Annotated in this window: 26 protein-coding genes; all 26 read right to left on the bottom strand. The window is 46.6% G+C overall.

Annotated features, from left to right (window positions below; all coding sequences use genetic code 11):
- Nucleotides 1-22 precede the first annotated feature (22 nt).
- The gene (gene fliE, locus HT574_RS03060; RefSeq protein WP_175243412.1) at nt 23-319 is read right to left on the bottom strand and encodes a flagellar hook-basal body complex protein FliE; all 297 of its coding nucleotides are present in this window, start codon (nt 317-319) and stop codon (nt 23-25) included.
- A 14-nt stretch (nt 320-333) separates the two neighbouring features.
- The gene (gene flgC / locus HT574_RS03055; RefSeq protein ID WP_175243411.1) at nt 334-792 is read right to left on the bottom strand and encodes a flagellar basal body rod protein FlgC; all 459 of its coding nucleotides are present in this window, start codon (nt 790-792) and stop codon (nt 334-336) included.
- A gap of 3 nt (nt 793-795) precedes the next feature.
- Nucleotides 796-1188: a flagellar basal body rod protein FlgB gene (gene flgB, locus HT574_RS03050; RefSeq protein ID WP_175243410.1), complete on the bottom strand. Its 393-nt coding sequence runs from the start codon at nt 1186-1188 to the stop codon at nt 796-798.
- Nucleotides 1189-1391: 203 nt separating this feature from the next.
- The gene (gene codY, locus HT574_RS03045) at nt 1392-2171 is read right to left on the bottom strand and encodes a GTP-sensing pleiotropic transcriptional regulator CodY (RefSeq protein WP_017437093.1); all 780 of its coding nucleotides are present in this window, start codon (nt 2169-2171) and stop codon (nt 1392-1394) included.
- A 36-nt stretch (nt 2172-2207) separates the two neighbouring features.
- Nucleotides 2208-3605, bottom strand: coding sequence for an ATP-dependent protease ATPase subunit HslU (gene hslU, locus HT574_RS03040; protein ID WP_175243409.1), 1398 nt, complete (start codon nt 3603-3605; stop codon nt 2208-2210).
- 19 nt (nt 3606-3624) lie between these two features.
- Nucleotides 3625-4167: an ATP-dependent protease subunit HslV gene (gene hslV, locus HT574_RS03035; RefSeq protein WP_175243408.1), complete on the bottom strand. Its 543-nt coding sequence runs from the start codon at nt 4165-4167 to the stop codon at nt 3625-3627.
- 28 nt (nt 4168-4195) lie between these two features.
- On the bottom strand, nt 4196-5098 hold the full coding sequence (gene xerC, locus HT574_RS03030; RefSeq protein WP_017437096.1) for a tyrosine recombinase XerC: 903 nt from the start codon (nt 5096-5098) through the stop codon (nt 4196-4198).
- A 39-nt stretch (nt 5099-5137) separates the two neighbouring features.
- Nucleotides 5138-6457 (bottom strand): FADH(2)-oxidizing methylenetetrahydrofolate--tRNA-(uracil(54)-C(5))-methyltransferase TrmFO, encoded by a 1320-nt coding sequence (gene trmFO, locus HT574_RS03025; RefSeq protein WP_017437097.1) that lies wholly within the window; start codon nt 6455-6457, stop codon nt 5138-5140.
- A 21-nt stretch (nt 6458-6478) separates the two neighbouring features.
- Nucleotides 6479-8554 (bottom strand): type I DNA topoisomerase, encoded by a 2076-nt coding sequence (topA, locus tag HT574_RS03020; RefSeq protein WP_017437098.1) that lies wholly within the window; start codon nt 8552-8554, stop codon nt 6479-6481.
- 102 nt (nt 8555-8656) lie between these two features.
- Nucleotides 8657-9538, bottom strand: coding sequence for a DNA-processing protein DprA (gene dprA / locus HT574_RS03015; protein ID WP_175243407.1), 882 nt, complete (start codon nt 9536-9538; stop codon nt 8657-8659).
- A gap of 76 nt (nt 9539-9614) precedes the next feature.
- Nucleotides 9615-10517, bottom strand: coding sequence for a succinate--CoA ligase subunit alpha (gene sucD / locus HT574_RS03010; protein WP_017437100.1), 903 nt, complete (start codon nt 10515-10517; stop codon nt 9615-9617).
- Nucleotides 10518-10534: 17 nt separating this feature from the next.
- Entirely contained in the window at nt 10535-11695 is a 1161-nt protein-coding gene (gene sucC / locus HT574_RS03005; RefSeq protein ID WP_017437101.1) for an ADP-forming succinate--CoA ligase subunit beta, read from the bottom strand.
- Between the two features lie 141 nt (nt 11696-11836).
- Nucleotides 11837-12109, bottom strand: coding sequence for an EscU/YscU/HrcU family type III secretion system export apparatus switch protein (locus HT574_RS03000; protein WP_175243406.1), 273 nt, complete (start codon nt 12107-12109; stop codon nt 11837-11839).
- Nucleotides 12106-13695, bottom strand: a complete 1590-nt coding sequence (locus HT574_RS02995; RefSeq protein ID WP_175243405.1) for a hypothetical protein — start codon at nt 13693-13695, stop codon at nt 12106-12108. Before HT574_RS02995 ends, HT574_RS03000 begins: the two co-directional genes overlap by 4 nt.
- Nucleotides 13696-13713: 18 nt before the next feature.
- On the bottom strand, nt 13714-14496 hold the full coding sequence (locus tag HT574_RS02990) for a ribonuclease HII (protein WP_175243404.1): 783 nt from the start codon (nt 14494-14496) through the stop codon (nt 13714-13716).
- Between the two features lie 79 nt (nt 14497-14575).
- Nucleotides 14576-15433: a ribosome biogenesis GTPase YlqF gene (gene ylqF / locus HT574_RS02985; protein WP_375154080.1), complete on the bottom strand. Its 858-nt coding sequence runs from the start codon at nt 15431-15433 to the stop codon at nt 14576-14578.
- 15 nt (nt 15434-15448) lie between these two features.
- Complete coding sequence (gene lepB / locus HT574_RS02980) at nt 15449-16000, bottom strand: signal peptidase I (RefSeq protein ID WP_175243402.1); 552 nt, start codon at nt 15998-16000, stop codon at nt 15449-15451.
- Nucleotides 16001-16123: 123 nt separating this feature from the next.
- Nucleotides 16124-16471: a 50S ribosomal protein L19 gene (gene rplS, locus HT574_RS02975; protein ID WP_017437107.1), complete on the bottom strand. Its 348-nt coding sequence runs from the start codon at nt 16469-16471 to the stop codon at nt 16124-16126.
- Between the two features lie 137 nt (nt 16472-16608).
- Nucleotides 16609-17343 carry a tRNA (guanosine(37)-N1)-methyltransferase TrmD gene (gene trmD / locus HT574_RS02970; RefSeq protein ID WP_026078627.1) on the bottom strand — a complete coding sequence of 245 codons (735 nt, stop codon included), beginning with the start codon at nt 17341-17343 and terminating at the stop codon, nt 16609-16611.
- On the bottom strand, nt 17343-17861 hold the full coding sequence (gene rimM / locus HT574_RS02965) for a ribosome maturation factor RimM (protein WP_017437109.1): 519 nt from the start codon (nt 17859-17861) through the stop codon (nt 17343-17345). Before rimM ends, trmD begins: the two co-directional genes overlap by 1 nt.
- Before the next feature lie 15 nt (nt 17862-17876).
- The gene (locus HT574_RS02960; protein ID WP_017437110.1) at nt 17877-18263 is read right to left on the bottom strand and encodes a YlqD family protein; all 387 of its coding nucleotides are present in this window, start codon (nt 18261-18263) and stop codon (nt 17877-17879) included.
- A 49-nt stretch (nt 18264-18312) separates the two neighbouring features.
- Nucleotides 18313-18549, bottom strand: coding sequence for a KH domain-containing protein (locus HT574_RS02955; protein WP_175243401.1), 237 nt, complete (start codon nt 18547-18549; stop codon nt 18313-18315).
- A gap of 14 nt (nt 18550-18563) precedes the next feature.
- Entirely contained in the window at nt 18564-18836 is a 273-nt protein-coding gene (rpsP, locus tag HT574_RS02950; protein WP_017437112.1) for a 30S ribosomal protein S16, read from the bottom strand.
- Nucleotides 18837-18931: 95 nt separating this feature from the next.
- Nucleotides 18932-20272 (bottom strand): signal recognition particle protein, encoded by a 1341-nt coding sequence (ffh, locus tag HT574_RS02945; RefSeq protein ID WP_017437113.1) that lies wholly within the window; start codon nt 20270-20272, stop codon nt 18932-18934.
- Nucleotides 20273-20286: 14 nt separating this feature from the next.
- Nucleotides 20287-20619, bottom strand: coding sequence for a putative DNA-binding protein (locus HT574_RS02940; RefSeq protein ID WP_175243400.1), 333 nt, complete (start codon nt 20617-20619; stop codon nt 20287-20289).
- Between the two features lie 167 nt (nt 20620-20786).
- Nucleotides 20787-21788, bottom strand: a complete 1002-nt coding sequence (gene ftsY, locus HT574_RS02935; RefSeq protein ID WP_175243399.1) for a signal recognition particle-docking protein FtsY — start codon at nt 21786-21788, stop codon at nt 20787-20789.
- Nucleotides 21789-21796: the final 8 nt, after the last annotated feature.

Here is a 21796-nt window from a genome sequence, read left to right as displayed (position 1 = left end):
CGGTTATGTCACAATCGATTCGCTATATTTGCATCCGCATCATTTCTTGATATGCTTCAACCACTTTATTGCGGATTTCTAATGCAAGCTGCAAGGAAATACTTGCTTTTTGCGAAGCGATCATCACTTGGTGCAAATCGACATTTTCGCCTCTCACTAACTTTTCGGTCAGCCGGTCCGCCTGCACTTGCTCCTTATTGACTTCATGGAGCGCTTCTTTTAAAAAGGCGGAAAACTGTTTTTGCGCCTCTATCGGCCTTGTCTGCTTAGCAGCATTCGCTGCATGCGAAAACAACGCGCCTCCGATTCCTTGTATCATCTTGTCTATCCCCTTTATGATGATTTGCCAATCTCTAACGCCTTCATTAACATTCCCTTCGAGGCATTAAAAACGGTGACGTTCGCTTCATAGGACCTTGTTGCACCGATCAAATCGACCATTTCTTTCAGCGGGTCGACATTAGGCAGACGGACATAGCCGTCGGGTTCTGCATCCGGATGGGAAGGGTCGTAAGTAAGTTTAAAAGGAGTCGAATCCTCTATAATTTTTGTTACCTTTACCCCATTTCCTACCGATCCCGAGCGATTCATTGCTGCTTGCAAATATGTATTAAAATCTTCCTGACGCGGTTCCATCACCACTAGTTTGCGGCGATATGGCTCCCACTTCCCATTGATGAGACGCGCCCGCGTCGTATCTATGTTAGCCATATTGGAAGAAATCACATCCATGCGCAGCCGCTGGGCCGCTAGCGCCGAGGCGGTAATATTTAAACTTTGGAAAATAGACATGGATTATTTTCCACCCCTAATGACGGTTTTTAACGTTGTCAAATTTCCGCTCAGCCGTTCGATTAGCGCATTGTAATAAATTTGATTTTCTGCTAAATTTGACATTTCACGATCAATGTCGACATCGTTTCCATTATGATTGTAAACTAAATTTCCTTTTGTCGCTACGACAAATTTCTCATTCATTGAATGGGAAAACGGCAAATGTTTTGGATTCGTCCGTTTTGCCTCCAGCGAATGCATCGCACGAACTAGTTCCGCCTTAAACTGAACGTCTTTCGCTTTATAATTCGGTGTGTCTGCATTGGCAATATTGTTCGCAATCACTTTTTCCCGTAATGCCGCATAATCGAGCCCTTGTTCTAACATCTTGATTGTGTGCGAAAACAATGACAAAGGTATCCCCTCTTTTATCCTAGTTTTTCGACAATATATGCTATTATTCATTTTACGAGAGTGAAAAAATATTGTATAGAAGGAATATTGTACTATTTTTCATCACAATAATAGGGGGATTGTCGAAATTTGTTTTTTAATCATTATAACTCAGAAATAAAAAGGGTCTAAAGGCATATACCGCCTTTAGACCCTTTTTGCTATCAGCTGGATTTTAGTTTTTCTAATTCCGTCAAAAATTTATCATTTAAGACTTTAATATAGGTTCCTTTCATGCCAAGCGAACGTGATTCAATAACGCCGGCGCTTTCTAGTTTGCGGAGGGCGTTGACGATGACCGAGCGGGTGATGCCGACGCGGTCGGCAATTTTACTTGCGACAAGCAGCCCTTCCGTACCTTCTAATTCTTCAAAAATATGCTCAATCGCTTCTAGCTCGCTATAGGATAAGGAGCTGATCGCCATTTGCACAACTGCTTTGCTGCGCGCTTCTTCTTCAATTTCTTCCGCTTTTTCCCTTAAAATTTCCATTCCAACAACCGTTGCACCGTACTCCGCCAAAATAAGGTCGTCATCGTTAAATTCGCGATCTAACCGCGATAAAATAAGCGTTCCAAGGCGTTCGCCGCCGCCGTTGATCGGCACGATCGTCGTCAATCCCGTTTTAAATAAGTCACGATTTTCCACTGGAAATGCGGTATATTCGCTATTAATATCGATATTAGGGGATGTTTCCGTAATGTTAAATAAGTTTTTCGTATATTCTTCCGGGAATTGACGCTCTTCGAGCATTCTTTTCATTCGTTCATTTTCAATCGATTGTTTGATGGCAAAGCCAAGCAGCTTGCCGCGGCGGCTGACGACGAATACGTTTGCTTCGATGACTTCGCAGAGCGTTTCCGCCATTTCTTTAAAGTTTACTGGTCTTCCAGCTGCTTTTTGCAGCATTGCGTTAATTTTTCTTGTCTTTTCTAATAAATTCATTGATTGATTCTCCTCCTTATTTTTTTGTTACATTTGTTACAAAATAAATTCGCTTAAATCTTTGTTTTTGACAATGTTTCCTAATTTTTGCTCGACATACTGCGGTGTAATCACCACTTTGTCTAGCGTAATATCCGGAGCTTCAAACAATAAATCTTCGAGCAGTTTTTCCATGATCGTGTGTAGGCGTCTCGCCCCGATATTATCGGTCGTCTGATTCACTTCAAAGGCAACTTCGGCTATCTTACGAATAGCATCGTCAGAAAATTCAAGATTTATACCTTCTGTTGCCAAAAGCGCCTTATATTGTTTAATCAGCGCGTTATGAGGCTCTACCAATATTCTTACGAAATCGTCCACCGAAAGTTTCGTTAACTCGACACGAATCGGGAAACGCCCCTGCAGCTCGGGGATTAAATCGGACGGTTTCGCCATATGAAACGCCCCGGCAGCGATAAACAAAATATGATCGGTCTTTACCGGGCCGTATTTGGTCATGACTGTTGAACCTTCGACGATCGGCAAAATATCGCGCTGAACTCCTTCCCTTGACACATCGGCGGAAGACGTCGATGGCCCGCTGCGGGCAATTTTATCGATTTCGTCGATGAAAATGATGCCGGATTGTTCGGCGAGGCGCACTGCCTCTTGCGTGACTTCGTCCATATCAATGAGCTTTTGCGCTTCCTCATTCGTCAACACTTTGCGCGCCTCGCTCACTTTTAGTCTTCTTTTTTTGCGGCGCTTTGGAATAAGGCTGCTAAGCGCATCCTGCATGTTCATTCCCATTTGCTCGATTCCTGCTCCCTGCAGGAAATCAAACAGCATCGGCTGCTGCTCCTCCACTTCGATAGTCACCATTTCATCCTCTAACTGACCGTTGGCAAGCTGCCAGGCGACCTGTTTCCGCTTTTGTTCAATATGCTCGTCTTCGTGTCCGTGATTCGTCTCTTGCTGATACGATTGCCCGCCGCCAAATAATAATTCAAGAGGGTTTTTGATCGTTTGCTTTTGTCTCCCTGGCACTAACAGTTCGACAAGCCGCTTATTGGCCTGTTGTTCGGCTCGATCTTTCACTTCGTTCATTTTCTGCTCTTTCACAAGCCGCACGGAGGTTTCGACAAGATCGCGCACCATCGATTCGACGTCTCGGCCGACATATCCGACTTCGGTAAACTTCGTTGCTTCCACTTTCACAAACGGCGCCCCGACCAGCTTTGCCAGCCGTCTCGCAATTTCCGTTTTGCCGACCCCTGTCGGACCGATCATCAAAATGTTTTTCGGGACTACCTCATCGCGCAATTTTTCGTCAAGCAAACTGCGGCGGTATCGGTTTCTTAACGCAATCGCCACCGCTTTTTTCGCTTCTTTTTGCCCGACGATGAATTGATCGAGCTTCTCGACGATTTGCCGAGGTGTAAGTGTTTCCGACATCGCTGTCCCTCCTCCCGTTTTACAATTCCTCCACAATAATGTGCTCGTTCGTATACACACAAATATTGGCCGCTATTTCTAGGGCCGCTTTGGCAATCTCTTTTGCCGACAATTGTTCTCCCGCGTATTGCTTCAACGCCCGCCCTGCCGCCAGTGCATAGTTTCCGCCGGAGCCGATCGCTAGAATGTCATCATCCGGCTCGATAACTTCGCCCGTTCCCGATATGAGCAGCAAATGGCGATCATCCATGACAATCAGCATCGCTTCCAGGCGGCGCAACACTTTATCGCTGCGCCATTCTTTCGCCAGCTCCACAGCAGCGCGCGGCAGGTTGCCATTAAACTCTTCCAGCTTTCCTTCGAACATTTCAAACAATGTAAAGGCGTCGGCTACAGAACCAGCAAATCCGGCCAACACTCTTCCTTGAAATAACCGGCGCACTTTTTTTGCCGTATGTTTCATGACCACCGCGTTTCCAAATGTAACCTGGCCGTCCCCTGCCATCGCCGCTTTTCCATTATGGCGGATCGCAAAAATCGTCGTCGCGTGAAACTGTTCCATTCCCTTTCCCTCCTTGCCGGCGGCAAAGTTATGCCCGCGGATGCGTATGTAAATAAATGTGTCGGAGTCTGTCTTTCGTGACATGGGTATACACTTGCGTCGATGAAAGGTGCGCATGTCCGAGCAATTCCTGGACGGTGCGCATATCCGCTCCTTCATTTAATAAATGAGTCGCAAACGTGTGCCTTAATACGTGCGGGCTAATATGCTGTGTAAGCGCCGCCTTTTTGACGATTTCATCCAAAATATAACGTGCCCCCCGAGGTGTTAACGGATTGCCGCGGGCGTTGACAAACAAATACGCATGCTCGGTTTTCGCGTTTTCAAGAAGCTCTCGCCGCCCCTGACGGATGTAGCGTTCTAACGCCTCTTTCGCAAAACGGCCGAACGGAACATAGCGTTGTTTACTGCCTTTACCATGAATTAAAATCGTTGAAACAGAAAAATCGATGTCGGAAAGCTGAATGTGACAACATTCACTAATACGGACGCCGGTTGCGTAAAGAAGCTCGAGCAACGCTTGGTTGCGCTGCCCGATTGCCGTATTTACATCATTGACATGAAAAAGGCATTCTAATTCCTGCGGGTATAAAAAATTAGGAATTTTTTGTTCTTTTTTCGGCAGCGCTGCAAGTGCGAACGGATTTTCCTTCACTTTCCGCTCCCGCAGCAAAAACTTATAAAAACTGCGCAGACTGGACATTTTCCGTGAAATGGAGCGGCTTGACTGCTTTTGGCCGTAGAGTTTTGTTAAATAAAGACGAACATCGCTATATGTTACTTCATGTAAGTGCTGAATCCCCTGCTCATTCATAAATTCGAAAAACTGTTCGATATCTTGTCGGTAACACACAATAGTATATTGTGAATAATTTTTTTCGATTTGTAAATATTCTATGAACAATTGTAACGCAATTTTCGAATTTTCCATTTTCCACACCTCACAAGGGCTACTAAATAGTAACATATATTAGTAGCCCTTGCAATCATTTTTTATAAAATTCTGAATTGTGTCCAATGCACGCTGTGCGTAACGTTCGTTGCGCCGCTGTTTATCTTTGATCTTTTCCCCAAGCGGGGCAAATAAGCCGAAATTGGCATTCATCGGCTGAAAATGCTTTGGATCTGCCGACGTAATATAATGGGCCATGCTGCCGATGGCTGTTTCCGGTGGAAAGACGACAAGCTCTTGCCCCAATACAAGCCGCGCCGCATTGATGCCGGCGACAAGTCCGGATGCCGCCGATTCGACATATCCTTCCACACCGGTCATTTGCCCGGCGAAAAATAAATCATCGCGTCCCTTATACTGGTACGTCGGCCGTAATAATTTTGGAGAGTTGATAAATGTATTGCGGTGCATCACGCCGTAGCGGACAATTTCCGCATTTTCCAGCCCCGGAATCAGGCGGATTACTTCTTTTTGCGGCCCCCATTTCAAGTGGGTTTGGAAACCGACGATATTATACAGTGTGCCCGCCGCATTATCCTGACGCAGCTGAACAACCGCGTATGGCCGTTTTCCAGTCCGCGGGTCTTCTAAGCCGACCGGTTTCATCGGTCCAAAAAGAAGCGTCTGTTTTCCGCGCCGCGCCATCACTTCAATCGGCATGCATCCTTCAAAATAAATTTCCTTTTCAAATTCTTTTAGCGGCACTGTTTCCGCCGAAATAAGCGCTTCGTAAAAGCGGTTGAACTCTTCCTCTGTCATCGGGCAGTTGATGTAGGCCGCTTCCCCTTTATCATAGCGTGATTTCACATACACTTTTTCCATATTAATGCTGTCTTTTTCAATAATTGGAGCAGCGGCATCGTAAAAGTACAAATACTCTTCGCCTGTCAGCTCTTTAAGCCGCTCCGATAATGCTTGCGATGTTAACGGTCCGGTGGCGATAATCGTCGGGCCGTTTGGAATGTCGGTCACTTCTTCGCGAATAACCGTTACGTTGGGATGGCCTTGCACAAGATTGGTGACGCGTTCGGCAAACTCGTGACGGTCGACGGCCAAAGCGCTTCCCGCCGGGACGGCGCAGGCATCCGCCGCCTGGATAATGACGGAGTTCAGGCGGCGCATTTCTTCCTTCAGTACGCCGACCGCATTCGTCAACGAATTCGCACGCAATGAGTTGCTGCAAACTAATTCGGCAAATTTATCGGTATGATGGGCAGGCGTTTGTTTCACCGGCCGCATTTCATAAAGACGAACATGGACGCCCCGGTTGGCAAGCTGCCATGCCGCTTCGCTGCCGGCCAGCCCTGCACCTACCACATTTACTGTTTTTTCGTTCACGTCATATTCCTCCTTATTCGCTTACGATTGCGGTTCTTCCTCGTAGTCACATGCCGTGCATTGCACTTGCACGCCTTTTTTCAGTTTCTTTTCCACCAATAGTCCGCCGCACTTCGGACAAGGACGGGCGAGCGGCTTATCCCATGAAACGAAGTCGCATTGCGGAAAGCGGTCGCAGCCGTAAAAAATCCGCTTTTTCTTGCTGCTGCGTTCGACAATATTACCTTCGTGGCATTTCGGACATTTGACGCCGATTTCCTTAACAATTGGCTTTGTATTGCGACATTCCGGAAAATTCGAGCAGGCGACAAACTTGCCGAAACGTCCCATTTTATATACCATTGGGCTTCCGCACACTTCGCAGTCGATTCCCGCCGGCTCGTCTTTAATCTCGACTTCTTTCATTTCTTTTTCCGCGATTTGCAGCCGTTTTTCAAATTCGCGGTAAAATTCGTCGACCACTTTGACCCATTCTACTTTTCCTTCTTCAATTTCATCCAAATTTTTCTCCATTTTTGCCGTAAACTCGACATCAATAATTTCCGGGAAAAACTCTAAAATAAGCTCCAGCACGATTTCTCCGAGTTCGGTCGGAACAAAGCGCTTATTTTCTAGCACGACGTAGTTTCGCTTTTGAATCGTATCAAGCGTCGGCGCATACGTAGACGGCCGGCCGATACCAAGTTCCTCTAGCGTCTTGACAAGCCGCGCTTCCGTATAACGAGGAGGCGGCTGAGTAAAATGCTGCTTCGGTTCAATCTTTTTGCCGACCACCTTCTCCCCTTCCTGTAAATCGGGAAGAAACCGGTCTTGTTCTTCCGTCTGATCGTCCGTTCCTTCTACGTACACTTTCATAAACCCCGGAAATTTGACTTTGGAGCCGCTGGCGCGAAAGACGACCCCCTCATTTTCGAGCTCGACGCTCATCGTATCCAATACGGCAGCAGCCATTTGGCTGGCGATAAAACGTTCCCAAATCAGCTTATACAGCCGAAACTGGTCACGCGTTAAATACGGTTTTACCTTTTCCGGATCGCGAAACGCAGATGTCGGACGGATCGCTTCATGAGCGTCCTGCGCATTCGCACTTTTCTTTTCTTTTCGTTTTTCTTGTGTGACAAATTCCTTGCCAAATACCGATTCAATATACGTTATTGCTTCTTGCTGGGCGCTTTCGGAAATTCTTGTTGAGTCCGTGCGCATGTACGTAATTAACCCGACCGTTCCCTCGCTGCCGAGGTCAATTCCCTCATACAGCTGCTGGGCGATCATCATCGTTTTCTTCGCCCGAAAATTCAATTTGCGCGCTGCTTCTTGCTGCAAGGAGGAGGTAGTAAACGGCGGCACAGGATTTCGCTTTCTCTCCTTTTTCGTTACCGTCTTGACGGTGAAATCATTGCCATTTATTCGCTCGAGCACAGAAGAAACGTCCGCTTCCTTTTTTAAGTCCATCTTTTCCCCGTCGACACCGTAAAAAGAAGCGGTAAATGTTTCGTTTCCTTTCACAAACTCCGCTTGAATCGTCCAATATTCTTCCGGCTGAAACTGTTTAATTTCTTTTTCGCGGTCGATAATGAGGCGCAAGGCAACAGACTGAACGCGTCCCGCGCTTAATCCTTTCTTGACTTTTTTCCAAAGCAGCGGGCTGATGTTGTACCCGACAAGGCGATCTAAAACGCGCCGCGCCTGCTGCGCGTCAACAAGATTCATATTGATCGCACGCGGATGCTGAAACGACTCTTTAATGGCATCCTTTGTAATTTCATGAAAGACAACGCGGCAATCGGAATGTATGTCAAGATCAAGCATGTTCGCTAAATGCCAGGCGATCGCTTCCCCTTCGCGATCCGGGTCGGCGGCGAGAAACACTTTTTTCGCTTTTTTTGCCGCTGTTTTTAATTCTTTAATAATCTGGCCTTTTCCGCGAATCGTAATGTATTTTGGCTCATAGCCGTTATTTATATCAACGCCCATTTGGCTTTTTGGCAAATCTCGAACATGTCCCATGGAAGCTTTTACTTTATATTTTTTGCCTAGATATCGCTCAATCGTCTTCGCTTTCGCTGGCGATTCCACGATGACAAGGTAATCTGACATCCAACTTCCTCCCCTAAGAGGTAAATTTAAATCTTCATTATTATTAATGATTCTTATGACATTTGTCAAACGTGATATGAAAAAAATTGTTGTTGATTTGTCTCAAAGGTAAGGGAATTCCGCCGCTATATCGGCCGCACACTGAACTAATTTTGCTCCTTGCTGGATGAGCATATTCGGTCCTTTCGCTTGCTCTAAAAAAATCGGTCCGGGCACGGCAAAGACCTCTCTCCCTTGCTCCAGGGCAAAGAGAGCGGTGATTAACGAGCCGCTTCTCGCTTTCGCTTGGACAACAACCGTTCCAAGCGATAGTCCGCTAATAATCCGGTTGCGTGATGGAAAATGCCATTTTTGCGGCCGAATATGCGGAGGATGCTCCGCTAAAACGAGATGTTCCTCCATTAATTGTTTTGCTAGTTTTTCATTTTGCCGCGGATATATATGATCCAATCCTCCGCCAATTACAGCGATCGTCTTTCCGCCGCTTTCGACCGCCATTTCATGGGCCATCGTATCGATTCCTACGGCCAGGCCGCTGACAATGACCCAGCCATCAGCCGCCAGCGGCGGAACTAATTGGCGCAGCGATTCGGCCCCCTCTTTTGTCGGCCGCCTTGTGCCAACGATGCTAATCATTTTTAAATTAGACAAAAGCTTCGTATTTCCTTTTGCATACAGCACCCATGGTGGCTCGTATATATGTTTTAACAAAGGAGGATAGTCTAAGTCAAAAATAGTGATGATGTGAATATTTTTGTCCCTATATGTTTTTATCATACTTTCAATCTGAGGGGAATATAAATCTTGGAAAAAGACGGTGCTCTGCTGCGGGGATAAAGACAGGTATGTTTGTAAAACATCAGGGGATAAGGTGAAGAGGGAGGAAAAGGTTGGATCCATGTCAAATAAACGGCGTATCGTTTTCCATCCCGCTCCGCGGCAATGATGCAGGTGAATGAGCCGTTCGCGAACAGAATCGTACATCTTATTCTCCTTTCTATCAATATTTTATATAAAATATCGTCCCGCATGAAAAGCGATGCGGGACGATGAATATTTATTAATGGGTTTTGCATTTTTCGTAAAGTCCGCGTTCTTTTAAGACGGAAATTAGCGTTTCACCGATGACGGCCGGCGTTTCTGCCACTTTAATGCCGCATTCGTTCATTTTCTTAATTTTTTCCGCCGCTGTTCCTTTACCGCCGGAAATGATCGCACCGGCATGGCCCATCCGTTTTCCTGGAGGCGCTGTTTGACCGCCGATAAAGCCAACGACCGGTTTAGTCATGTTCGCTTTTACCCATTCTGCCGCTTCTTCTTCTGCCGTACCGCCGATTTCGCCAATCATGATGACGGCATATGTTTCTTCATCTTCGTTAAACGCTTTTAACACGTCGATAAAGTTCGTGCCGTTGACCGGGTCGCCGCCGATGCCGACTGCTGTCGATTGGCCGATGCCGGCTTGTGTCAATTGATGAACTGCTTCGTACGTTAGCGTACCAGAGCGGGAAACGATGCCGACGTGGCCTTTTTTATGAATGTAGCCAGGCATGATGCCGATTTTGCATTCTTCCGGCGTGATGACGCCCGGGCAGTTAGGACCGATGAGGCGCGTTTTTTTGCCTTCCATATACCGTTTTACTTTTACCATATCCAAGACCGGAATGCCTTCGGTAATACAAACGACAAGGTCTAATTCCGCATCGACCGCTTCCATAATCGCGTCAGCGGCAAATGGGGCTGGAACATAAATAATAGACGCGTTTGCTCCTGTGGCCTTTACCGCTTCTTCAACGGTGTTAAATACAGGAACGCCTTCAATTTCCGTTCCGCCTTTGCCAGGTGAAGTGCCGCCTACAATTTTTGTTCCGTACTCGAGCATTTGTTTCGTATGGAATAACCCTGACGAACCTGTAATCCCCTGAACGATGACTTTTGTGTCTTTGTTAACAAAAATACTCACGTTTCTCCCTCACTTTCTTAACGTACTAGCTCGACAATTTTTTGCGCGCCGTCTGCCATCGATTCAGCAGCGGTAATGTTTAGACCCGATTCTCGCAAAATCTTTTTCCCCAGTTCGACGTTCGTTCCTTCGAGACGGACGACAAGCGGAAGATTGAGACCGACTTGTTTCGTTGCTTCAACAATGCCGCTGGCGATCACGTCGCATTTCATGATACCGCCAAAAATATTGACGAAAATGCCTTTGACGTTTGGGTCAGAAAGAATAATTTTAAACGCTTCCGTTACTTTTTCCGCGGTCGCGCCGCCGCCGACATCCAAGAAGTTGGCTGGCTCGCCGCCGTAATATTTGATAATGTCCATCGTCGCCATCGCCAAGCCGGCGCCGTTGACCATGCAGCCGATATTGCCGTCAAGCGCGATATAGTTTAAATCATATTTCGACGCTTCGACTTCTTTCGGATCTTCTTCATCTAAGTCGCGGTATTCTAAAATGTCTTTATGGCGGTACAGTGCGTTCGAATCAAAGTTCAGTTTGGCATCCAACGCCATTACTTTGCCGTCGCCGGTGACAACAAGCGGGTTGATTTCGGCGATCGAGCAGTCTTTGTCAACAAACACTTGGTAAAGCCCCATCATAAATTTGACCGCCTGATTGACAAGTTCTTTTGGAATATTGATGTTGAACGCTAAACGACGCGCTTGAAACGCTTGCAATCCTACGGCCGGGTCGATATATTCTTTAAAAATTTTCTCCGGCGTTTTCGCCGCTACTTCTTCGATTTCGGTCCCGCCTTCTTCCGAACCCATTAAAACAACGCGGGAAGTTGCGCGGTCGACGACTAAGCCGATGTAATATTCTTTTTTAATGTCGCACCCTTCTTCAATGAGCAAGCGTTTTACTTCTTTCCCTTCCGGACCTGTTTGATGGGTGACAAGCACTTTTCCCAACAGTTCGTTCGCATATGTACGAACTTCATCCAAGCTTTTCGCTACTTTTACCCCTCCGGCTTTTCCGCGTCCGCCGGCATGAATTTGCGCTTTAACGACGCAGACAGGAGTCCCTAATTCTTTTGCCGCTTCTACCGCTTCCTCAACAGTGAACGCTACGCGGCCGTTTGGCACGCTAACGCCGTAGCTTCTGAGGATTTCTTTTGCTTGATATTCATGAATATTCATGCGCCAACCTCCTATGTATAAACTAAAAAAATTCTAGCGCTTTCATTTTATAATGACACTTTCCATATTGTCCACCATTTCGACACAAAATTGCAAAATTTAAAAACAGTAAAATCTCCCAATCCCTTGCTGGAAGCAGGTTTATTCCATTTTTGCCTGCCGGTCTAGACGATAAATAAAGGCAAACAATTCGGCAACAAGGGCATATAAATCTTCGGGAATCATTTCATTTACTTCCAATTCGCTTAATAATTGGACAAGGGACGGATCTTCCTGGATCGGAATGCCGTGCTGTCTGGCCGCGGCAATGATTGCTTCCGCTACGTATCCTTTTCCTTTCGCCACTACGATCGGCGCCTCCTGCACGTTCGCGTCATAGGAAAGAGCTACCGCCTGCTTTTTTTCGTTTTTCATATGCGGTAATCCACCTCGCTATAGCGCTTGTCAAACGCTGCATCGATAGGCATAGGCGTTTTTTTTGCTGCCACCGCTTCCACTTTCAAAGCCGACAGCGTATAGCCATGCGCGGCAAGCCGCTCTTTCAGCATCGGCTGCAAGGTGTTTGCCAGCTCGGGCAAGCGCGGGGCAGGATTGAAAACGGAAATATGAACGATCCGCTGCTGAACGCGCACGTCGACAACGGTTTCTTTTAAGTGATCAAGAAATACGCAAAACACAATATGGCAGTAATCGGGGTCGATTTTTCCATCATTTTGTCTTTTTCCTTGCCAATAAATCGTTGCATCCGTGTGCCGCCGGCCGAGCTGAAACGGAATTTGCACAAATAGATGCCGGATGGGTCCTTCAATGTCCGATAGCAGCTGTTGGCCATTAATATGGTGCAGAAGTGTTTGCAGCCTTTCTTTTAATGCCGGATCATTCACATCTTCCAACGCTTGCAAAAGGAGCGTTTTTAACGATGAAAACTCCGCTTCATGGAAAGTGTTTGTTTTTAATGCGCGGCGGATCTTCGCTTCATCACCAACCCCAAGCTTTGGCAACAATTGTTTTAGCAGATGAAACATTGATAACGCAATATCTGCGTCAGCCAACACCGCAGAAAAAAGCCGCTGCTGCTCATCCGGAAGCAAACCGGCCCGATAGGAAGCGAAAACGGTTTGAAAGCGTTCTAGAAACGTTTGTTCATCAAATGGAGAGAATAATAGCTGCAACTGCTGCTTGACTTGCGGGAAATCTCTTTTTTCCATTGCTGCTTGCAGTTTGGCCAGCTTATCTGCGGCAATTTCCGGCACGGACACCCCCAGCCTGTTCAACAGTTGCTGCGCCGCGTTTGGCTCCGGCTGCTGTAGGGATTGCAGCAATTTGACAAGGCTTTCATAGGCGTGAGCCGGCGTGTGGAACATTTGTTGAATGTAGCGGCGCAGCGCCTCGACCGGCTCCGGCTGATGCGGCGGCAGCGAAGCGAGGCGGCTTTCAACGTGTTGCAGCTGATAAAAAAGCGGTGGATTCGTTTTCACCGCAAGCAGCGAAAAGAAAATATCTTTTGTCATTGGGAGACGCCGGGCCAACATATATCCCAAAACAGACAGTCCCTCTTTTTTATGTTCGACCTTCTCTACTAACGAAGCGATATAAAACAGTTCTTCTTTCGTAATCGGTATTTTTTCCGCCAACGCAAAACGTAATAGCGGATATAAATCTTTTGGCAACTTCCATTTTTGCAGCAAATATTGCGCCGCTTCATCGTTTTGGATGGAAGACGTCAGATGGTGCTTCGGCTGTTTGGCGATCGGCTTCCAATAAATTTCGCCATTTTCATGTCTTACCTCAAACAAATAAGAATTCCCAGCTTGTAACGACGTTTGCAGGCGTGCGGTAACGAGCTGCTCGCCGACGCGTACAAGCGCTGTTTTTCCTTTCTGCGTTTCTTCTTGTATGCTTTCAATTTTTCCGACAATCACCTGTCCGTGGCGAAAACGGTGATAGGTGGCATCAGGGGCAGGAGAAACGGAAAAAGCTTTGTCGATGCGCTCCATCATTTTTCTTGCTCCCCCGCTTTATTTGTTCGTCTCTTCAAGCATCTCTTTTACCGGCGAGAAAGAGCGGCGATGCTCCTCAATGGCGCCGTACGTACGAATGGCTTCCAAATGCTGTCGCGTGCCATACCCCATATTTTTATCAAATCCGTATTGCGGATAGCGCTTTGCCAGCTGCTTCATAAAGTGGTCGCGCGTCACTTTGGCAATAATGGAGGCAGCAGCGATCGAAACACTGTTGGCATCGCCTTTAATAATGCTTTGCTGCGGCGTCGGGATCGGAAGTGCCATCGCATCAATGAATAAATAGTGCGGTTGCGGAGAAAGCTGCTGCACCGCCTTGACCATTGCTTTTTTTGTCGCTTCATAAATGTTGATTTCATCGATTTCTGCCGCAGTGACCACGCCGATGCCGATCGAAACAGCGCATGATTGAATCGTATGAAACAGGGTTTCCCGCTTTGCTGCTGAAAGCTTTTTTGAATCATTTAAGCCGGGAATATAGGCGTCTTTTGGCAAAATGACCGCCGCCGCCACGACCGGGCCGGCAAGCGGGCCCCGCCCCGCTTCATCAATGCCGGCAATCCACTCGATTCCTTTCTCATGCAATTGCCTTTCATAGCGGGTCATTTCTTCCCACTGCCTTTTTGCTTGTTCTTCCTGTTTTTTTTGTTTCCGCCAGCGCGCCACCAGCTGCTGCACGCTTTTCCGCTCATCTTGCATGATCGCTTCAAGCAGCGGGTCATGTTCGTCATCAATTTGCTGCAACAATGCCTGTATCTCTTTGACCGTATATTGTTCCATGCTGCTTGCCCTCTCTCCTTTTTCTATCATTTATATCGGCATTACTACATAAAAAATAAAGCCCGGGTCAAGCGGGCTTTCATGTAGCTGGAGATTCAAAGCTAATTCTTCCTAGTTTTTCGGTGCGAATGTCATGAAGCACAATTTCCGCTACCTTGTCGTAATCAACCGTCCCGCCGCTTACAAGACAACCGCGCCGCTTGCCGATCGCGTCGAACAAGGCCACAATTTCCTCAGGAATGTCGTCGAGCGAATACCGTTCTTTCAACCGCTCCGGATAATGTTCCTTCAAAAAGTTTAGCGCGTATACCGCCACATCCTGCAAATTTAAAATTGTATCTTTAATCGCACCCGTCGTAGCCAGCTTCAATCCGACTTCCTCATCTTCAAATTTTGGCCATAAAATTCCCGGCGTATCTAAAAGCTCCATCTCCTTGCCGACTTTAATCCATTGCTGCGCTTTTGTCACTCCCGGCTTATCGCCTGTTTTCGCGATATTTTTGCCGGCAAGCCGATTGATAAGCGTTGATTTCCCCACATTGGGTATACCGACGATCAGCGCACGCATCGGCCGCGGGTTTTTGATTCCTTTTGCCGCCATTTTCGCAAACTTGTCTTTCAACATTTCCTTTGCTGCCGATACAATTTGCCTAATTCCCGTGCCTGTTTGCGCATCGATCGCCAGCGCACGCAACTGCTGCCGTTCGAAATAGGCAATCCATTGCTCTGTCACCGTCTCATCGGCCATATCCGCCTTATTTAGTAAAACGATGCGCGGCTTGTTGCCAAGAATTTCATGAATCATCGGATTTCTCGATGACAGCGGAATGCGGGCATCGAGCAATTCGAACACGATATCGATTAATTTTAATTTTTCTTGCACTTCTCGTTTCGCTTTGGCCATATGGCCGGGAAACCATTGAATCGTCATGTGCATCACCCATTTATCGCGTTATTTCACAATCCGTGCGTCAGACAGCGGCCAATAGATGATGCTGGCCTTGCCGACAACTTTTTCCATTGGAATAAACCCGATATGACGGCTATCTTTGCTAAAACGGCGGTTATCCCCCATCACAAACAGATAGCCTTCCGGTACAGTTTTCCGGCCGGTAATTTCTTCTAAAGTAAACGGTTCAGTCAACGGGCCATCCATCACTTGCTTTTTATATTCTTCCAGGTACGGTTCCTCGTACGGCTTGCCGTTTACATATAACGTATCATTTTTGTATTCAATATGGTCGCCCGGCAAGCCGATGACCCGCTTAATATAGTCTTTTCCCTCTTCGGCATGAAAAACAATAATGTCAAAACGGTGAGGTGTACCAATTTTATAAGAGAGCTTATTGACAATCATACGGTCGTGATCGTGAAGGGTCGGCATCATCGACTGGCCGTCAACAATAATCGGAGCAAAAATAAAATAGCGAATGCCTCCCGCCAGCAACACGGCAACCACGATTGCCTTCATCCATTCCCGCAGTTCACTTTTTTTCTGTTCCATCTTTTTCTCCCACCTAAACGTTTTTTTGTTTTTAATATGTATTATGACATATGATACATATGTGAAAAAAGGAGCTTGCCATCAAGCTCCTTTTCCGTAACGAAGACTAACCCACTGCATCCATTATTGAACCGTTTCTTTAATGCGTGCTGCTTTACCGCGAAGTTGCCGCAAGTAGTACAATTTCGCACGGCGTACTTTACCGCGACGAACAACTTCTAACTTCGCGATTTTCGGCGTATGCACTGGGAACGTGCGTTCTACGCCAACCCCGTAAGACACTTTGCGGACCGTAAATGTTTCGCTGATGCCAGCACCGCGGCGTTTAATCACTACTCCTTCAAATACTTGGATACGTTCACGGTTTCCTTCAACAACTTTCACGTGAACGCGCACCGTATCACCAGGACGGAAGTCTGGCAAATCTGTCCGCAATTGCTCTTTCGTGATTTCTTGGATTAAATGATGCATCATTTTCCACTCCTTCCAACAGATGTTCATGACAATGCTTATCCATCATTGCAGCGGAACATCGTTTTCCTGCCTTAAGCGAACTGCTTAAGTCACACAAAAAATATACTAACATAAACTTGCATCGTGCGCAATAGTTACCGTTTCTCTTTTTTCCACTGTTCAAGCCATCGCTTTTGTTTTTCCGTTAACGGGTAGTTTTCCAGTAAATCAGGGCGGCGCAAAAACGTGCGCTTTAACGACTGCTGCTCCCGCCATTCCTCGATCAAGCGATGATTGCCCGACAAAAGTACATCAGGAACTTTCATGCCACGAAAATCGGCAGGACGCGTATACTGCGGATATTCCAAAAGTCCCGAACTGAACGAATCATGTACTGGGGAAGACGCATTGCCAAGCACACCTGGGAGAAGCCGGACCACGCTATCGACAATGACCATTGCTCCCAGTTCCCCGCCCGTTAGCACGTAGTCTCCAATGGAAATTTCATCTGTCACTAAATATTCGCGAATCCGTTCATCATAGCCTTCATAATGACCGCAAATGAGCACTAAGTGCTCCTCTTTTGCAAGCTCTTCCGCTTTTTTTTGCGTGTAGCGCTCTCCTTGCGGGCAAAGCAAAATAATGCGTGGATGCGGGGAATCTTTTGTGACATGATGGACAGCGTCAAAAATCGGCTGCGGTTTCAACACCATTCCGGCCCCGCCGCCGTACGGGTAATCGTCGACTGTTTTATGTTTATTGTCAGCGAAGTCGCGAAAATTGACAACATGGATGGAAACAGCTTTCTTTTCTTGCGCCTTTTTCAAAATCGACTCATTCAACACGCCTGTAAACATATTTGGAAATAACGTTAATATATCGATTCTCATCATTCCAGCAGCCCTTCCATCGGGCGGATCGTAATCGTTTTCTTGTCTACATCCACCGCTTTTACGACATCTTCAATATACGGAATCAGCACTTCTTTGCCGTCGTTTCGCTTTACGACCCATACATCGTTGGCTCCCGGAGTTAAAATTTCTTTCACCGTGCCAACTACTTCGCCTTCTTCTGTCACAACCGTACAGCCAATGATTTCGTGAAAATAATACTCTCCCTCATTCAACTCGCCAAGTTGGCTTTCCGGTACTTTCAACATTGCCCCTTTAAACTTCTCGACAAGATTGATGTTGTCATATCCTTCAAAAGAAAGTAAATCAAACGATTTATGAACGCGGTGGCTTTTGACCGTCACTGCGATCGGCTTTTCAGATTGTTCGGTAAAAATATAAAGCGTATTGCCTTTTTTATAGCGTTGTTCTGGAAAATCGGTCCGTGAAATGACGCGCACTTCGCCACGGATTCCATGCGTGTTGACAATTTTGCCGACGTTAAACCATCTTTCCATCTCATCCATCCCTTCTTAACGAATTTCTTTGACAATACCGTCTTCAATAATAATCGCACGTTTGGACATGACGCTTTCCCAATTGTCACCGACCTGTACGTCGATGAGCGCCTGCACTTCGCGCTCTTTTAATTCGCTTCCTAACGGTAGGATATGTAATTGTTCAAGCTGAAAATCAAGAAGTTTGATCTTCTCCAGCCTCGCATCCATTTCTTTCGCAAAGTATTGCTTTAGAAGAGAAGAAGAATATTTTCCGGTTTTTTCAAGCCGTTTCTGCTCAAACCGCAATTGGTCACATTCGCGCATAAGCTGCTGTTTTTGTGCCATAAACGCTTTCTCGAGCGCCTGTTTGCTTTTTTCGGTGACGATTTGCCGCACTTCAATCGTTTGAATAATTTTCATAGCGTCACTCCTAACAAAAAGGATATAGAAAAAGGGAGAGGAAATGACCTCACCCTTTTTCTTTCACTTGCACAATTACTCTTTTCGGCTGCTTCGCTGCAGCAGCGTAAACGACCGTGCGGATGGCATGAATCGTGCGACCTTGTTTGCCAATCACTTTTCCGATATCTTCTTTGTGCACCGATAATTCATACGTGATGGACTGTTCATCTTCGCTGTTTGTTACTGATACCTCTTCCGGATGATCGACAAGCGCTTGAACGATCGTTTCAATTAATTGTTTCATGCGCATCCCAAACTTTATTTACCGTATTTTAAGTTATGGAATTTCTCTAAAATCCCTTGTTTGGATAGAAGATTGCGTACCGTATCGGATGGTTTTGCGCCGTTTTGCAGCCATTTCAGCGCAAGTTCTTCGTCAATTTTAATTTCCGCTGGTTCTGCAAGCGGATTATACGTACCGATCGTTTCGATGAAACGGCCGTCGCGTGGAGAACGAGAGTCCGCAACCACGATACGGTAGAAAGGTTTTTTCTTTGCACCCATGCGTTTTAAACGAATTTTTACTGCCATGTTAATTTCGCACCTCCGTAAATAGTTCACACAAGATAGTATATTAACAATAATTGTGTAGTTTGTAAAGTGTTTTTTCTTAACACATCACTTCCCTACATAAATGGGAATTTAAACCCTCTTTTCTTTCCTTTTGGCATATTGGTCATCATTTTCATCATCTTTTTCATTTCGTCAAACTGCTTTAACAGCCGGTTGACTTCCTGTACGGACGTGCCGCTTCCTTTGGCAATCCGCTTTTTCCGGCTGCCGTTAATAATTTCCGGATGCATTTTTTCTTCTTTCGTCATCGAGCGAATAATCGCCTCGACGCGGCTAATTTGTTTCTCATCGATTTGGATGTTGTTCAATCCTTTGATTTTATTGGCACCCGGCAGCATTTTTAAAATTTCATCGAGCGGCCCAAGTTTGCGCACTTGCCCGAGCTGCTCTAAGAAATCATCGAGCGTAAATGTCGCCGTGCGCATTTTTTGCTCGAGCTCTTTCGCTTTTTCTTCGTCGACAGCGGCTTGCGCTTTTTCAATCAGCGTGAGCACATCGCCCATTCCTAAAATGCGCGAAGCCATGCGCTCCGGATGAAACGGCTCGAGGGCGTCTAACTTTTCGCCCATCCCGACGAATTTGATCGGCGTGTTTGTAACCGCCCGAATCGACAGCGCCGCCCCGCCGCGCGTATCGCCGTCCAGCTTCGTTAAAATGACGCCGGTAATGCCGAGCTGTTCATGAAAGCTTTGCGCGACGTTTACCGCGTCTTGCCCGGTCATTGCATCGACAACAAGGAAAATTTCATCCGGCTTTGCTACTTCTTTCATCTGTTTTAATTCATCCATTAACGCCTCATCAACATGAAGGCGGCCGGCGGTGTCAATGAGCACGTAATCGTAATGTTCTTCCTTGGCTTTTTCGAGCGCCTGTTTGGCGATTTCCACCGGACTGACTTGGTCGCCTAAAGAGAAAACCGGCATATTGAGCTGTTTTCCAAGCGTTTCAAGCTGTTTAATCGCCGCCGGACGGTAAATGTCGGCCGCAACTAAAAGCGGCTTGCGATTGTACCGTTTCCGCAGTAAATTCGCTAATTTCCCTGTTGTCGTCGTCTTTCCGGCGCCTTGTAACCCAACCATCATCACAACGGTCGGCGGCCGGCTGGCGACGGCAATTTTGCTTTGTTCGCCGCCCATCAGCTCGGTCAGCTCTTCCTTGACAACTTTAATGACTTGCTGCCCTGGAGTCAGGCTTTTTAACACTTCCTGCCCCACCGCGCGTTCGCTGACCCGCTTGACAAAGTCTTTAACGACTTTAAAGTTTACGTCCGCTTCGAGAAGGGCAAGGCGAACTTCGCGCATCATTTCCTTTACATCCGCTTCTGTTACTTTTCCTTTGCCGCGGATTTTGTTCATCACGTTTTGCAAACGTTCCGATAACCCTTCAAACGGCATCTGTTTTCACCTCCTTACTCTAATTCTTCTAATTGATTAATAAAAGCAAAAAGCTGCTGATCTTTCCCGTATTTTTGTAAAATATATTCTTTTAATTGATTGATAAGCTGTTTTCGTTTTTGAAACTTCTGAAAGAGCGCCAATTTTTTTTCGTATTCTTCCAGCATTGCTTCTGTTCTTTTGATATTATCGTAAACAGCCTGGCGGCTGACTTCATACTGCTCTGCAATTTCTCCGAGGGAGTAATCATCTAAGTAGTAAAGCGACATATAGCTGCGCTGTTTTGGCGTCAGCAGCGCCTGATAAAAGTCATACAAATAATTCATTCGCGTCGTTTTTTCGAGCATGAAACTCCCTCCCCTTTTGTTAAGTGAAACACCTTTACAGTTGATTAGTGTAGCTTTTTTTCTTACTTCTGTCAAGATTTTATCTTTACAAAAACAAGGCCGGCTAAAAAGGCGCCATCTCGCCTTTCCGCCAGCCTATCGCATTTTTTCGCCAATCTAAACGCCCTTTATTGCTCGCTTTTCCCCTCAAATAAATCGGCAAACAGCCCGTATACATATTTTTCTGGATCAAACGGCTGCAGGTCATCCATTTTTTCGCCAAGGCCGACAAACTTCACCGGAATATGAAGCTCATTGCGGATCGCCAGCACGATGCCGCCTTTTGCTGTACCGTCGAGCTTCGTTAGCACAATGCCGGTGACGTTCGTCGCCTCTTTAAAAATTTTCGCCTGGCTCATTGCGTTTTGTCCGGTTGTCGCGTCAAGCACGAGCAATACTTCATGCGGCGCCCCCGGAACTTCCCGTTCAATGACGCGTTTTACTTTTTCAAGCTCTTTCATTAAATTGACCTTGTTTTGCAAGCGTCCGGCTGTATCGCATAAAAGCACGTCAACCCGGCGCGCTTTCGCCGCCTGGATGGCGTCATAAACGACCGCTGCCGGATCAGAGCCGGCCGATTGCTTGATCACTTCGGCGCCGACGCGCTCGCCCCAAACTTCGAGCTGTTCAATCGCACCGGCGCGGAACGTATCGCCGGCCGCGAACATCACCGTTTTCCCTTCCGTTTTCAGCTTATGGGCAAGCTTGCCGATCGTCGTTGTTTTTCCGACGCCGTTCACTCCGACAAACAATATGACCGTCAAACCGTCTTTCTGGATATTTAACGCCGCTGACTTTTCATATTCTTCGTCATCGCCGCGGTAAATCTCGACAAGCTTTTCGGAAATCACTTCTTGCATTTCTTTCGGGTCTTGTATATTGCGGCGTTTCACTTCCATTTTCAACTCATCAATTAAATCCATGACCGTCGTCACACCGACATCGGCGCTAATTAAAATTTCTTCCAGTTCTTCAAAAAACTCTTCATCGACTTTGCGATAGCGGGCGATTAAGTCGTTGACGCGCCCTGCAAACGAATCACGTGTTTTCGTAAGACCTTGCTTAAACTTTTCGGTAACCGAATCGGCTTGCTGTGTAATTTTTTCTTTCAGTTTTTTGAAAAAACTCATATCGACGC

The organism is Parageobacillus sp. VR-IP (assembly GCF_013357975.1).
Classification (GTDB): Bacteria; Bacillota; Bacilli; order Bacillales; family Anoxybacillaceae; genus Saccharococcus; species Saccharococcus caldoxylosilyticus.
Note: the sequence above shows the minus strand (reverse complement) of the source record. Positions and strands in the feature narration are given on the sequence as shown.

Bases quoted from the DNA above. Each gene is read 5' to 3' on its own strand.
- fliE (WP_175243412.1), bottom strand. From the start codon at position 319: ATGATACAAGGAATCGGAGGCGCGTTGTTTTCGCATGCAGCGAATGCT.
- flgC (WP_175243411.1), bottom strand. From the start codon at position 792: ATGTCTATTTTCCAAAGTTTAAATATTACCGCCTCGGCGCTAGCGGCC.
- codY (WP_017437093.1), bottom strand. From the start codon at position 2,171: ATGAATTTATTAGAAAAGACAAGAAAAATTAACGCAATGCTGCAAAAA.
- hslU (WP_175243409.1), bottom strand. From the start codon at position 3,605: ATGTCGGAAACACTTACACCTCGGCAAATCGTCGAGAAGCTCGATCAA.
- hslV (WP_175243408.1), bottom strand. From the start codon at position 4,167: ATGGAACAGTTTCACGCGACGACGATTTTTGCGATCCGCCATAATGGA.
- xerC (WP_017437096.1), bottom strand. From the start codon at position 5,098: ATGGAAAATTCGAAAATTGCGTTACAATTGTTCATAGAATATTTACAA.
- topA (WP_017437098.1), bottom strand. From the start codon at position 8,554: ATGTCAGATTACCTTGTCATCGTGGAATCGCCAGCGAAAGCGAAGACG.
- dprA (WP_175243407.1), bottom strand. From the start codon at position 9,538: ATGTACGATTCTGTTCGCGAACGGCTCATTCACCTGCATCATTGCCGC.
- sucC (WP_017437101.1), bottom strand. From the start codon at position 11,695: ATGAATATTCATGAATATCAAGCAAAAGAAATCCTCAGAAGCTACGGC.
- HT574_RS03000 (WP_175243406.1), bottom strand. From the start codon at position 12,109: ATGAAAAACGAAAAAAAGCAGGCGGTAGCTCTTTCCTATGACGCGAAC.
- HT574_RS02995 (WP_175243405.1), bottom strand. From the start codon at position 13,695: ATGATGGAGCGCATCGACAAAGCTTTTTCCGTTTCTCCTGCCCCTGAT.
- HT574_RS02990 (WP_175243404.1), bottom strand. From the start codon at position 14,496: ATGGAACAATATACGGTCAAAGAGATACAGGCATTGTTGCAGCAAATT.
- ylqF (WP_375154080.1), bottom strand. From the start codon at position 15,433: ATGCACATGACGATTCAATGGTTTCCCGGCCATATGGCCAAAGCGAAA.
- lepB (WP_175243402.1), bottom strand. From the start codon at position 16,000: ATGGAACAGAAAAAAAGTGAACTGCGGGAATGGATGAAGGCAATCGTG.
- rplS (WP_017437107.1), bottom strand. From the start codon at position 16,471: ATGCATCATTTAATCCAAGAAATCACGAAAGAGCAATTGCGGACAGAT.
- trmD (WP_026078627.1), bottom strand. From the start codon at position 17,343: ATGAGAATCGATATATTAACGTTATTTCCAAATATGTTTACAGGCGTG.
- rimM (WP_017437109.1), bottom strand. From the start codon at position 17,861: ATGGAAAGATGGTTTAACGTCGGCAAAATTGTCAACACGCATGGAATC.
- HT574_RS02960 (WP_017437110.1), bottom strand. From the start codon at position 18,263: ATGAAAATTATTCAAACGATTGAAGTGCGGCAAATCGTCACCGAAAAA.
- HT574_RS02955 (WP_175243401.1), bottom strand. From the start codon at position 18,549: ATGAAACAATTAATTGAAACGATCGTTCAAGCGCTTGTCGATCATCCG.
- rpsP (WP_017437112.1), bottom strand. From the start codon at position 18,836: ATGGCAGTAAAAATTCGTTTAAAACGCATGGGTGCAAAGAAAAAACCT.
- ffh (WP_017437113.1), bottom strand. From the start codon at position 20,272: ATGCCGTTTGAAGGGTTATCGGAACGTTTGCAAAACGTGATGAACAAA.
- HT574_RS02940 (WP_175243400.1), bottom strand. From the start codon at position 20,619: ATGCTCGAAAAAACGACGCGAATGAATTATTTGTATGACTTTTATCAG.
- ftsY (WP_175243399.1), bottom strand. From the start codon at position 21,788: ATGAGTTTTTTCAAAAAACTGAAAGAAAAAATTACACAGCAAGCCGAT.